Below are 12,534 nucleotides of genomic sequence, written 5' to 3'. Positions count from 1 at the left end.
ATGCATGCCTGGCCCGCTTCCGAGGTCCCCGCCCTGCCTGGTCAGGGCCGCGACCTGAGGATCCACGACACCGCCACCGGCGGTCCGGTCACCCTCGACCCCGGTCCCGTAGCCCGTATCTACGTCTGCGGCATCACCCCGTACGACGCCACCCACATCGGACACGCGGCGACCTACAACGCGTTCGACCTCGTGCAGCGCGTGTGGCTCGACACCAAGCGGCAGGTTCACTACGTCCAGAACGTCACCGACGTCGACGACCCCCTCCTGGAGCGGGCCCAGCGTGACGGACTCGACTGGGCCGCCCTCGCCGAGCGGGAGACGGCCCTCTTCCGCGAGGACATGACGGCCCTGCGGATGCTTCCGCCCCGGCAGTACATAGGCGCCGTCGAGGCCATACCCGGCATCGTCCCGCTCGTCGAGCGGCTCCGGGACGCCGGCGCGGCCTACGAGCTCGACGGCGACGTGTACTTCTCCGTCGAGTCCGACCCGCACTTCGGCAAGGTCTCGAACCTCGACGCCGCGGCGATGCGGCTGCTGTCCGCGGAACGCGGCGGCGACCCGGACCGGCCGGGCAAGAAGAACCCGCTCGACCCGATGCTGTGGATGGCGGCCCGCGAGGGCGAGCCCAGCTGGGACGGCGGATCACTGGGCCGCGGACGGCCCGGCTGGCACATCGAGTGCGTGGCCATCGCCCTGGACCACCTCGGCATGGGCTTCGACATCCAGGGCGGCGGTTCCGACCTCGCCTTCCCGCACCACGAGATGGGCGCCTCGCACGCCCAGGTGCTCACCGGCGAGTTCCCCATGGCCAAGGCGTATGTGCACGCCGGCATGGTCGCGCTCGACGGCGAGAAGATGTCCAAGTCCAGGGGCAACCTGGTCTTCGTCTCCCGGCTCCGCCGGGACGGCGTCGACCCCGCCGCCATCCGTCTCGCGCTGCTCGCCCACCACTACCGCGCCGACTGGGAGTGGACCGACCGGGTCCTGGCCGACGCCGTGGCGCGGCTGGACCGCTGGCGGGCCGCGGTCTCCCGGCCCGACGGGCCGCCCGCCGAGGCACTGGTGGAGGAGATCCGCGCGGCCCTCGCCGACGACCTGGACGCGCCGGCCGCCCTCGCCGCGGTCGACCGCTGGGTGGCCGGGCAGGAGCGGGACGGCGGCACCGACACCGGCGCGCCCGGGGTGGTCTCCCGGGCCGTGGACGCGCTGCTGGGGGTGGCCCTCTAGCCGCACGGCACACATACGTGAGGGGCGCCTCCCCGCCGGGAGGCGCCCCTCACGCGTGTGCCGGCCGCGCCCGTCAGTCCTCCGACGAGTCCTCGTCGTCCGTGCCCGGCTTCGGCGGCTTGGGCGGCCTGGTCCGGCCGCTGGGGTTGTCCCGCAGGTACGGCGTGCCGTCGCCGCCGTCCGTGGCGTGGCCGCCGGAGGCGGTCGGCCCGCCGCCGTCGCGGCGGCGCAGGTAGCGCTCGAACTCGCGGGCGATCGCCTCGCCGGAGGCCTCCGGCAGCTCGGCGGTGTCCCGGGCCTCCTCCAGCGACTGCACGTACTCGGCGACCTCGCTGTCCTCGGCGGCCAGCTGGTCCACCCCGACCTGCCAGGCACGCGCGTCCTCGGGCAGCTCGCCCAGCGGGATGCGCACGTCGATCAGGTCCTCCAGGCGGTTCAGCAGGGCCAGCGTCGCCTTCGGGTTCGGCGGCTGCGACACGTAGTGCGGCACCGCCGCCCACAGCGAGACGGCCGGCACGCCCGCGTGGGTGCAGGCTTCCTGCAGGACCCCGACGATGCCCGTGGGGCCCTCGTACTTGGTCTCCTCCAGGTCCATGCGGCGGGCCAGGTCCGGGTCGGACGTCGTCCCGCTGATCGGCACCGGCCGGGTGTGCGGGGTGTCGCCCAGCAGGGCGCCCAGGACGACCACCAGCTCCACGCCGAGTTCGTGTGCGAAGCCGAGCAGTTCGTTGCAGAACGAGCGCCACCGCATGGACGGTTCGATGCCCCGCACCAGGACCAGGTCCCGCGGCTTCTCACCGCCGACCCGGACGACCGACAACCGCGTCGTCGGCCAGGTGATCTTGCGGACGCCGGCCTCCATGAACACCGTGGGGCGGTTGACCTGGAAGTCGTAGTAGTCCTCGGCGTCCAGCGCCGCGAACACCTCGCCCTTCCACTCCCGGTCCAGATGCGCGACCGCGGTGGAGGCGGCGTCGCCCGCATCGTTCCAGCCCTCGAACGCGGCCACCATGACCGGGTCGATCAGCTCGGGAACCCCCTCGAGCTCGATCACCCAGCGCCTCCTTCCGACGTGCCCTCGCCTGACCACCCAACCTTACGGCGTGCGGCGGGGGCGCCCGCAGCCCCCTCGCAGGGGGAGTGCCCCATCACTGCCCCGTGATCCGCGCCCGGACACCCCGGGCACGGACGGGGGCGCCGGGGAAGGCCCGCGAGGTCCTCCGGGACACCACCGGGCGCGGCACTCCGCCGCGGGGGCGGGCACGCGGCAGGGGCGGCTCCGTCGGCGTGGAGCCGCCCCTGCGGCCGGGGTCACCCGGGGTGGTGCCTACTTCTTGTCGAGCACGTCCTGCACCTTGGCGCGGATCTCGTCGGTGGCCAGGCCGCGGATCGTCAGCGTGGTCCGGCGGCGCAGCACGTCGTCCTGCGTCTCGGCCCACTCGTGGTCGCGGGCCCAGACGACCTGCGCCCAGATCTCCGGGGCGTCCGGGTGGACGCGCTCGGCCAGCTCGGGGCTCTCGTTGGCCAGGCGGGCGATGTCGAACGCCAGCGAGCCGTAGTGCGTGGCCAGGTGCCTGGCCGTGTCGGCGGCCATGCGCGGGCCGGGCGCCGGGCGGTCGGTCAGCAGCCGGTGGGCCACCGCGCGCGGGTTGGCGATGCCCGGCAGCGGGAGCTTCTTCGGCAGCGCGCCGATGGGCTCGAAGTCGTCGCCCAGGGGGTGGCCCGGCAGCGACTCCAGCTTCTTCATGATCGTGCGGCCGATGTGGCGGAAGGTGGTCCACTTGCCGCCCGCGACGGACAGCATGCCGCCCCGGCCCTCGGTCACGACCGTCTCGCGCTTGGCCTTGGAGGTGTCGCCGGGGCCGCCCGGCAGCACCCGCAGGCCGGCGAAGGCGTAGGTGATGAGGTCGCGGTCCAGCTGCTGGTCGCGGACCGAGAAGGCGGCCTCGTCGAGGATTTGGGCTATGTCCTTCTCGGTGACCGACACGTCCGCCGGGTCGCCCTCGTACTCCTCGTCGGTGGTGCCGAGCAGCAGCATGTCCTCCCAGGGGAGGGCGAAGGTGATGCGGTACTTGTCGATCGGGGTCGCGAGCGCCGCCTTCCAGGGGGAGGTGCGCTTGAGGACCAGGTGCGCGCCCTTCGACAGGCGGATGGACGGCGCCGCGTTCGGGTTCTCCATCCGGCGCAGGTGGTCGACCCACGGGCCGGTGGCGTTCAGCACCAGCCGGGCGTTCACGCCGAACTCGTCACCGGACAGCCGGTCCTTCAGCTCGGCGCCGGTGACGCGGCCCTGGGTGAAGCGCAGGCCGGTCACCTCGGCGTGGTTGAGGACGACCGCGCCCGCCTCGACGGCAGCGCGGACCGTCATCAGGGCCATGCGCGCGTCGTTCATCTGGTCGTCGCCGTACACGGCCACGGCCTTGAGGTTCTCGGTGCGCAGCTCCGGCACGTCCTGCGCGGCCTTGGCGGGGGAGAGCAGGTGTCCCACGCCGTCGCCGAAGGCGGAGAGCGCGGAGTAGGCGAAGACGCCCGCCCCGAGCTTCGCCGCGCCGTGCGGCCCGCCCTTGTACACGGGGAGGTAGAAGGTGAGCGGGTTCGCCAGGTGCGGTGCCACCTGACGGGAGACCGCACGGCGCTCGAAGTGGTTCTCCGCCACCAGCTTCACCGCTCCGGTCTGCAGGTAGCGCAGGCCGCCGTGGAGCAGCTTGGAGGAGGCGGAGGACGTGGCGCCGGCGAAGTCGCCGGCATCCACCAGAGCCACCCTGAGGCCGGACTGCGCGGCGTGCCAGGCGGTGGAGATGCCCAGGATGCCGCCGCCGATCACGAGAAGGTCGTACGACGCCTTGGAAAGCTGCTCCCTGGTCTCGGCTCGGCTCGGGTTCGAGCCGGAGGCCGGGTGCGTCCCCAGGGCAGGCACGGACTGCAGGGTGGACTTGGTGGTCATGCTCTCTTACTCCTCGTCCTCGAGCCAGCCCATGGTCCGCTCGACGGCCTTGAGCCAGTTCTTGTACTCACGGTCGCGGGTCTCCGCGGCCATGCGGGGGGTCCACTCGGCGGCCCGGCGCCAGTTGGCGCGCAGGTCGTCGGTGCTGTTCCAGAAGCCGACGGCGAGGCCGGCGGCGTAGGCGGCGCCGAGGCAGGTGGTCTCGGCGACCATGGGGCGCACCACGGGGGCGTCCAGGAAGTCCGAGAGGGTCTGCATCAGCAGGTTGTTGGAGGTCATGCCGCCGTCGACCTTGAGGGCGGTCAGCTCGACGCCGGAGTCCTTCGTCATGGCGTCGGCGATCTCCCGCGTCTGCCAGGCGGTGGCCTCCAGCACGGCACGCGCGAGGTGCGCCTTGGTGACGTACCGGGTCAGGCCCGCGATGACACCTCGGGCGTCGGAGCGCCAGTAGGGGGCGAACAGTCCGGAGAACGCCGGCACGAAGTAGGCGCCGCCGTTGTCCTCGACCGACAGGGCGAGGGTCTCGATCTCGGCCGCGGTGGAGATCAGGCCCATCTGGTCGCGCATCCACTGCACCAGCGAGCCGGTGACCGCGATCGAGCCTTCCAGGGCGTAGACCGTCTTCTGGTCGCCGATCTTGTAGCCGACGGTGGTGAGCAGGCCGCTGTAGGAGTTGATGATCTTGTCACCGGTGTTCATCACCATGAAGGTGCCGGTGCCGTAGGTCGACTTGGTCTCGCCCTCGGAGAAGCAGGTCTGGCCGAACAGGGCCGCCTGCTGGTCGCCGAGCGCCGAGGCGACGGGGATCCCGCCGAGCAGGTCGCCCAGCTTGCCGCCCGTGATCTCGCCGTAGACCTCGGCCGAGGAGCGGATCTCGGGCAGGACCTGCCGGGGGACGCCGATCGACTCGCAGATCCGCTCGTCCCACTCCATGGTGTGCAGGTTCATCAGCATGGTGCGCGATGCGTTGGTGACGTCGGTGACGTGCTTGCCGCCGTCGACCCCACCGGTGAGGTTCCAGATGACCCAGGTGTCCATCGTGCCGAAAAGAATGTCTCCGGCCTCGGCCCGATCCTTGAGTCCCTCGACGTTGTCGAGCAGCCAGCGCGCCTTCGGGCCGGCGAAGTAGGAGGCCAGCGGCAGGCCGGTCTCGCGGCGGAAGCGGTCCTGGCCCACGTTGCGGCCCAGCTCGCGGCACAGGGCGTCGGTGCGGGTGTCCTGCCAGACGATGGCGTTGTGGACGGGCTCACCGGTGTTCCTGTCCCACAGCACGGTCGTCTCGCGCTGGTTGGTGATGCCGATGGCCTTGATGTCGTCCTGGGTGATGCCGGCCTTCTGGACGGCTCCGGCGACGACCTCCTGGACGTTGGTCCAGATCTCGTTGGCGTCGTGCTCGACCCAGCCCGGCTTCGGGAAGATCTGCTCGTGCTCCTTCTGGTCCACGGAGACGATGCGGCCGTCCCGGTCGAAGACGATGCAGCGGCTGGAGGTGGTGCCCTGGTCGATGGCGGCGATGAAGGGGCCGGCGGTGTGCGCGTCGGTCACTGTGTGCTCCTGGTCAGTCCGGTTTAAGGGGCTTTACGTACGGCGCGTGCTGGAAGTTTCGCGTCGGGCGCCGCATCGCGCCTAGGCGAACGCGACGTTGTAGATGCCTGCCGCGACGGCACCGCCGATCAGCGGGCCCACCACGGGCACCCAGGCGTAGCCCCAGTCGGAGCCGCCCTTGTTGGGCAGCGGCAGCAGGGCGTGCACGATGCGCGGTCCGAGGTCACGGGCCGGGTTGATCGCGTAGCCCGTCGGACCGCCGAGGGAGAGGCCGATCGAGACCACCACGAGCGCGGTGATCAGGGCGCCGAGCGTGCCCAGGCCGTTGCCCTTGTCGTTCAGGCCCTGGGTGAGCACCGCGAGCACCAGCACGACCGTGCCGATGACCTCCGTGGCGACGTTCTGCCAGGCGACGCGGACCTCGGGGCCGGTGGAGAAGACGCCCAGCACCGGGCCGGCGCCCTTCTCCTGGGCCTCGACGGCCTTGGTGGCGGTGTCCTGCGCGCCCGGACCGCCGACGATCTCCCGGTCGGTGAGGTGGGCGTGGAACTGGCCGTAGTAGGCGATCCAGACCAGGGCGGCGCCGATCATGGCGCCGAGGACCTGTCCGGCCCAGTAGACCGGGACGTTCTTCCAGTCGCCGTCCTTGATCGCGATGGCGAGGGTGACGGCCGGGTTCAGGTGGGCGCCGGACAGGGGCGCCGTGGTGTAGACGGCCGTGAGCACCGCGAAGCCCCACCCGAAGGTGATGGCGAGCCAGCCGGCGTTGCGGGCCTTGGAGGCCTTGAGCGTGACGGCGGCGCAGACTCCGCCGCCGAGCAGGATGAGTATGGCGGTACCGATGGTCTCGCCGATGAAGATGTCGGAGCTGGACACCCGCGACTCCTTTGTCCTTCGTCCAGGGGTGAAGTGCGTTACCGGCCTGGCGTTGTCACACTCTAGCGCGTATTGCCGGTAGCTGTTCGACAATGTCGACCGATGGACGGGAGTCTTGCTTCGGCGTTACGAACACGTCAAGAGCTCTGTTGGCGAAAACACGATCGTTACTGATCGACCCTGACACAGGGATCTTTGCCGCGGACGAGCGCGGACATGCCGGAGACCGGAGCGCCCCGCGGCGCCCCGGTCCTCCTCCTGTGACGTCAGAAGCGCCCGGCGCCCAGGTCCCGCGAGACCGCGCGGGCGCAGTCCCGCACGGCGGCGATCAGCTCGGGCCGCAGCGCCCCGTCCTCGTCCGGCCGGCACAGCCGCTCCACGGCGCCCGTGATGCCGACCGCCCCGACGGGCATGCGCCGCCGGTCGTGGATGGGGGCGGCCAGCGAGGCCACGCCCTCCCAGGTCTCCTCCACGTCCGCCGCGTACCCGCGCGCGCGGGTCAGGTCCAGGATGTGTTCGAATCCTTCCGGCTCGCACACCGTCCGGTCCGTGAACGCCTTGCGGTCGGCCTCCAGCGCCTCGCTGTGCGCCACCGGGTCGTAGGCCGACAGCACCTTGCCCAGCGCCGTGGAGTGCAGCGGCTGCATGGCCCCTATCTCCAGCACCTGCCGGCTGTCGTCGGGCCGGAACACGTGGTGGACGATCAGTACGCCCTGCTGGTGCAGGACGCCCAGGTAGACGCTCTCGCCGCTGGAGCGGGCCAGGTCGTCCGTCCACACCAGGGCGCGCGCCCGCAGCTCGTGGACGTCGAGGTAGGTGGTGCCCAGGCGCAGCAGCTCCGCACCCAGCTGGTAGCGACCGGAGGCGTCGTCCTGCTCGACGAAGCCCTCCTGCTGGAGGGTGCGCAGGATGCCGTGCGCGGTGCCCTTGGCCAGGCCCAGCGACGAGGCGATGTCCGACAGGCCGAGCCGCCGCTCGCCGCCCGCGAGCAGCCGCAGCATCGCGGCCGCCCGTTCGAGCGACTGGATGTTCCGTCCCATCGCCGTACTGCCTCCGTCCCCATCGACCGCCGACGAGCGGCACTTCAGCCCTCGTTCGGCAATGCCGAACACTACCGGTCGTTGCCGACCTCTCGCTAATGCCCGGTCGCCCCCAGTTCTGTCACGGGCGGCCGATCCGCCGCCACCACGTCGCCAGGGCCGGTCTGACAACGCCCTCGTGCCTCGCGACGCCATGCACGCGCTCTCGCCGCACCGGGCGCAGAGCCGAGTACATCCCGTACGACGCTCTACGCCCGGCACGCCGAGAGCACGCACCTGACGCCGCGAGGCCGCCCTCCGGGCGACGGCGGGAATTGTCAGACGGGCCCTGGTGAGCCGTCCCGGCGGCATCGGCGTCCGTCCCGTGGACGCACTGCCCATCCGGGGCCACGGGCGGTTACGCTGGCGCGGTGCGCCCGTCCCCGGAGTCCCTCCGGGGGGCCGGGCAGCCGCAAGCCGACAGCCGTCGCACCCGAGGGAGCCCTTCACATGGCCTCGTTGCCGCCGTCCCCTTCCGCAGACAGCCGGACCCGCGTGTCCGCCCTCCGAGAGGCTCTGGCCAGCCGTGTGGTCGTGGCCGACGGGGCCATGGGCACCATGCTCCAGGCGCAGGACCCGACCCTGGAGGACTTCCAGAACCTCGAGGGCTGCAACGAGATCCTCAACGTGACGCGGCCCGACATCGTCCGGTCGGTCCACGCGGAGTACTTCGACGCCGGCGTGGACTGCGTGGAGACCAACACCTTCGGCGCCAACCTCACCGCCCTCGGCGAGTACGACATTCCCGAGCGCGTCGCCGAGCTGTCCGAGGCCGGGGCCCGGATCGCCCGCGAGACGGCCGACGAGTACACCCGGACCACGGGACGGCAGCGCTGGGTGCTCGGCTCCATGGGTCCCGGCACCAAGCTGCCCACGCTCGGCCACACCACGTTCGGCGCCATCCGCGACGCGTACCAGCAGAACGCCGAGGGCCTGCTCGCGGGCGGCGCCGACGCGCTGCTGGTGGAGACCACCCAGGACCTGCTGCAGACCAAGGCCTCCGTCATCGCGGCCCGCCGGGCCATGGAGGCCACCGGCCACACCGTCCCGCTGATCGTGTCGGTGACGGTCGAGACCACCGGCACCATGCTGCTGGGCTCGGAGATCGGTGCCGCCCTGACCGCGCTGGAGCCGCTCGGCATCGACATGATCGGCCTGAACTGTGCCACCGGCCCGGCCGAGATGAGCGAGCACCTGCGCTACCTGTCCCGGCACTCGCGCGTCCCGCTGTCCTGCATGCCCAACGCCGGCCTCCCGGTGCTCACCAAGGACGGCGCGCACTACCCGCTGACCGCGCCCGAGCTGGCCGACGCCCAGAGCACCTTCGTCCGCGACTACGGCCTCTCCCTGGTCGGCGGCTGCTGCGGCACCACTCCCGAGCACCTGCGTCAGCTGGTCGAGCGGGTGCGGGAGACCGCGCCCACCGAGCGTTCCCCGCAGCCCGAGCCGGGCGCGGCCTCCCTCTACCAGTCGGTCCCGTTCCGGCAGGACACCTCCTACCTGGCCATCGGAGAGCGAACCAACGCCAACGGTTCGAAGAAGTTCCGCGAGGCCATGCTGGAGGGCCGCTGGGACGACTGCGTGGAGATGGCCCGCGACCAGATCCGCGAGGGCGCGCACATGCTCGACCTGTGCGTGGACTACGTGGGCCGGGACGGTGTGGCGGACATGGAGGAGCTGGCCGGCCGCTTCGCCACCGCCTCCACGCTGCCGGTCGTGCTGGACTCCACCGAGGTCGACGTCATCCGGGCCGGCCTGGAGAAGCTCGGCGGCCGTGCGGTGATCAACTCGGTGAACTACGAGGACGGCGACGGCCCCGAGTCCCGCTTCGCCAAGGTCACGGCCCTGGCCAAGGAGCACGGCGCGGCCCTGATCGCGCTGACCATCGACGAGGAGGGCCAGGCCCGCACCGCGGAGAAGAAGGTCGAGATCGCCGAGCGGCTGATCGGCGACCTGACCGGGAACTGGGGCATCCGCGAGGAGGACATCCTCGTGGACTGCCTGACCTTCACCATCTGCACCGGCCAGGAGGAATCCCGCAAGGACGGCGTCGCCACCATCGAGGGCATCCGCGAGCTGAAGCGCCGCCACCCGAAGGTGCAGACCACGCTGGGCCTGTCCAACATCTCCTTCGGCCTGAACCCGGCCGCCCGCATCCTGCTGAACTCCGTCTTCCTCGACGAGTGCGTCAAGGCGGGCCTGGACTCGGCGATCGTCCACGCGAGCAAAATCCTGCCCATCGCCCGCTTCAGCGACGAAGAAGTCCGGACGGCTCTGGATCTGATCTACGACCGCCGCGCCGAGGGCTACGACCCGCTGCAGAAGCTGATGCAGCTCTTCGAGGGCGCCACCGCCAAGTCCCTCAAGGCCGGCAAGGCCGAGGAGCTCGCCGCCCTGCCGCTGGACGAGCGCCTCAAGCGCCGGATCATCGACGGCGAGCGCAACGGCCTCGAGGCCGACCTGGACGAGGCCCTGCAGACCCGCCCCGCCCTCGAGATCGTCAACGAGACCCTGCTGGACGGCATGAAGGTCGTCGGCGAGCTGTTCGGCTCGGGCCAGATGCAGTTGCCGTTCGTGCTGCAGTCCGCCGAGGTCATGAAGACGGCCGTGGCACACCTCGAACCGCACATGGAGAAGACCGACGAGGCCGGCAAGGGCACCATCGTGCTGGCCACCGTGCGCGGCGACGTGCACGACATCGGCAAGAACCTCGTCGACATCATCCTGTCCAACAACGGCTACAACGTCGTCAACCTCGGCATCAAGCAGCCGGTCTCCGCCATCCTGGAGGCCGCCGAGGAGCACAAGGCCGACGTGATCGGCATGTCCGGACTGCTGGTGAAGTCCACGGTGATCATGAAGGAGAACCTGGAGGAACTGAACCAGCGCGGTCTGGCCTCCGGCTACCCCGTCATCCTCGGCGGCGCGGCCCTCACCCGCGCCTACGTCGAGCAGGACCTGCACGAGATCTACCAGGGCGAGGTCCGCTACGCCCGCGACGCCTTCGAGGGCCTGCGCCTGATGGACGCGCTCATCGGCGTCAAACGCGGCGTACCGGGCGCGAAGCTGCCCGAACTGAAGCAGCGCCGGGTGCGGGCCACCGCCTCGGTGGAGGTGGAGGAGCGGCCCGAGGAGGGGCACGTCCGCTCCGACGTCGCCACCGACAACCCGGTGCCCACCCCGCCCTTCCGCGGCACCCGAGTGATCAAGGGCATCCAGCTCAAGGAGTACGCGAGCTGGCTCGACGAGGGAGCCCTGTTCAAGGGCCAGTGGGGCCTGAAGCAGGCCCGCACCGGCGAGGGGCCGTCCTACGAGGAGCTCGTCGAGAGCGAGGGCCGGCCCCGGCTGCGCGGCCTGCTCGACCGGCTCCAGACGGAGAACCTGCTGGAGGCGGCCGTGGTCTACGGCTACTTCCCGTGTGTGTCCAAGGACGACGACCTGATCATCCTGGACGAGCAGGGCAACGAGCGCACCCGCTTCACCTTCCCCCGTCAGCGCCGGGGCCGCCGCCTGTGCCTGGCCGACTTCTTCCGCCCGGAGGAGTCCGGCGAGAGGGACGTCGTCGGCCTGCAGGTGGTCACCGTCGGCTCGCGCATCGGCGAGGAGACCGCCCGGCTGTTCGAGGCCAACGCCTACCGCGACTACCTCGAACTGCACGGCCTGTCCGTGCAGTTGGCCGAGGCGCTCGCCGAGTACTGGCACGCACGCGTGCGCTCCGAGCTCGGCTTCGCGGGCGAGGACCCGGACGAGATGCAGGGCATGTTCGAGCTGAAGTACCGGGGGGCCCGCTTCTCCCTCGGCTACGGCGCCTGCCCGAACCTGGAGGATCGGGCGAAGATCGCCGACCTGCTGGAGCCCGAGCGCATCGGCGTCCGGCTGTCCGAGGAGTTCCAGCTGCACCCCGAGCAGTCCACGGACGCCATCGTGATCCACCACCCGGAGGCGAAGTACTTCAACGCCCGCTGACGCCCGCCAGGCCCCGGCGCGCACGGGAGAAACCCTTGCGGGGCCCGTGTGCGCGGGGGCACAGCCGCCGAACGAGGCACTTCCGTCGCGCACGACGTAGACTGGTCGGTCCACTGCAGGCCGGCTCCCTTCGTGGGAGCCGGCCTGATCGTCCCTCAAGGAGGTAGGTGGATGACCAGTACGGTCCCCGCGCTCGGCACCCGGACGGCCGAAGGGTCGGCCCTGCAGGCCGTGCTCCTCGACATGGACGGCACCCTGGTGGACACGGAGGGCTTCTGGTGGGACGTCGAGGTCGAGGTCTTCGCCTCCCTCGGCCACACGCTCGACGAGTCCTGGCGCCATGTCGTGGTCGGCGGCCCCATGACCCGCAGCGCGGGGTTCCTGATCGAGGCCACAGGCGCCGACATCACCCTCGACGAGCTCTCGGTCCTGCTCAACGACGGCTTCGAGAAGCGCATCGGCAGCACTCTGCCGCTGATGCCCGGCGCCGGGCGGTTGCTGGCCGAGCTGCACGAGTACGAGATCCCCACGGCCCTCGTCTCCGCCTCCCACCGGCGCATCATCGACCGGGTGCTCACCTCCCTCGGAGCCCACCACTTCCGTCTGACGGTCGCGGGTGACGAGGTGCCGCGCACCAAGCCGCACCCCGACCCGTACCTGGCGGCCGCCGCCGGACTCGGCGCGGACCCGGCCCGGTGCGCCGTCATCGAGGACACCGCGACCGGCGTCGCCGCGGCCGAGGCCGCCGGCTGCCATGTCGTGGTGGTGCCCTCGGTCGCCCCGATCCAGCCGGCCCTGCGGCGCACGGTCGTCGGCACCCTGGAAGAGGTCGACCTGGCATTTCTGCAGGGACTGATGACGGAAATGCGCTAGGTGTTCACCCAGCGTGCAACG

Annotated in this window: 8 protein-coding genes; 3 read left to right on the top strand and 5 right to left on the bottom strand. The window is 71.3% G+C overall.

Annotated elements, in window-relative coordinates; translation table 11 throughout:
* On the top strand, positions 1-1,230 hold the full coding sequence (gene mshC, locus Q5694_RS20250) for a cysteine--1-D-myo-inosityl 2-amino-2-deoxy-alpha-D-glucopyranoside ligase (RefSeq protein ID WP_333934582.1): 1,230 nt from the start codon (positions 1-3) through the stop codon (positions 1,228-1,230).
* Between the two features lie 73 nt (positions 1,231-1,303).
* Here the strand turns inward: mshC and Q5694_RS20245 are convergent, their stop codons facing one another.
* The 5 genes from Q5694_RS20245 to Q5694_RS20225 form a co-directional block, all read right to left on the bottom strand.
* Positions 1,304-2,284 carry a PAC2 family protein gene (locus Q5694_RS20245; protein WP_333934581.1) on the bottom strand — a complete coding sequence of 327 codons (981 nt, stop codon included), beginning with the start codon at positions 2,282-2,284 and terminating at the stop codon, positions 1,304-1,306.
* A gap of 273 nt (positions 2,285-2,557) precedes the next feature.
* The gene (locus Q5694_RS20240) at positions 2,558-4,174 is read right to left on the bottom strand and encodes a glycerol-3-phosphate dehydrogenase/oxidase (RefSeq protein ID WP_333934580.1); all 1,617 of its coding nucleotides are present in this window, start codon (positions 4,172-4,174) and stop codon (positions 2,558-2,560) included.
* Positions 4,175-4,180: 6 nt separating this feature from the next.
* Positions 4,181-5,719, bottom strand: coding sequence for a glycerol kinase GlpK (gene glpK, locus Q5694_RS20235; protein WP_333934579.1), 1,539 nt, complete (start codon positions 5,717-5,719; stop codon positions 4,181-4,183).
* A gap of 81 nt (positions 5,720-5,800) precedes the next feature.
* On the bottom strand, positions 5,801-6,595 hold the full coding sequence (locus tag Q5694_RS20230) for an MIP/aquaporin family protein (protein ID WP_333934578.1): 795 nt from the start codon (positions 6,593-6,595) through the stop codon (positions 5,801-5,803).
* 266 nt (positions 6,596-6,861) lie between these two features.
* The gene (locus tag Q5694_RS20225) at positions 6,862-7,635 is read right to left on the bottom strand and encodes an IclR family transcriptional regulator (protein ID WP_333934577.1); all 774 of its coding nucleotides are present in this window, start codon (positions 7,633-7,635) and stop codon (positions 6,862-6,864) included.
* Between the two features lie 489 nt (positions 7,636-8,124).
* On the opposite strand from Q5694_RS20225, the gene metH reads away from it, so the two are divergent.
* Both metH and Q5694_RS20215 read left to right on the top strand, forming a co-directional pair.
* The gene (metH, locus tag Q5694_RS20220; RefSeq protein WP_333934576.1) at positions 8,125-11,640 is read left to right on the top strand and encodes a methionine synthase; all 3,516 of its coding nucleotides are present in this window, start codon (positions 8,125-8,127) and stop codon (positions 11,638-11,640) included.
* A gap of 171 nt (positions 11,641-11,811) precedes the next feature.
* Positions 11,812-12,513, top strand: a complete 702-nt coding sequence (locus tag Q5694_RS20215) for an HAD family hydrolase (protein ID WP_333934575.1) — start codon at positions 11,812-11,814, stop codon at positions 12,511-12,513.
* Positions 12,514-12,534: the final 21 nt, after the last annotated feature.

Source organism: Streptomyces sp. AHA2 (assembly GCF_036857595.1).
Classification (GTDB): domain Bacteria; phylum Actinomycetota; class Actinomycetes; order Streptomycetales; family Streptomycetaceae; genus Streptomyces.
This window is presented reverse-complemented; position numbering and strand designations above follow the sequence as displayed.

Excerpts from the sequence above, each read along its gene's own strand:
- metH (WP_333934576.1), top strand. The coding sequence starts at position 8,125 with ATGGCCTCGTTGCCGCCGTCCCCTTCCGCAGACAGCCGGACCCGCGTG.
- Q5694_RS20240 (WP_333934580.1), bottom strand. The coding sequence starts at position 4,174 with ATGACCACCAAGTCCACCCTGCAGTCCGTGCCTGCCCTGGGGACGCAC.
- Q5694_RS20215 (WP_333934575.1), top strand. The coding sequence starts at position 11,812 with ATGACCAGTACGGTCCCCGCGCTCGGCACCCGGACGGCCGAAGGGTCG.
- Q5694_RS20225 (WP_333934577.1), bottom strand. The coding sequence starts at position 7,635 with ATGGGACGGAACATCCAGTCGCTCGAACGGGCGGCCGCGATGCTGCGG.
- mshC (WP_333934582.1), top strand. The coding sequence starts at position 1 with ATGCATGCCTGGCCCGCTTCCGAGGTCCCCGCCCTGCCTGGTCAGGGC.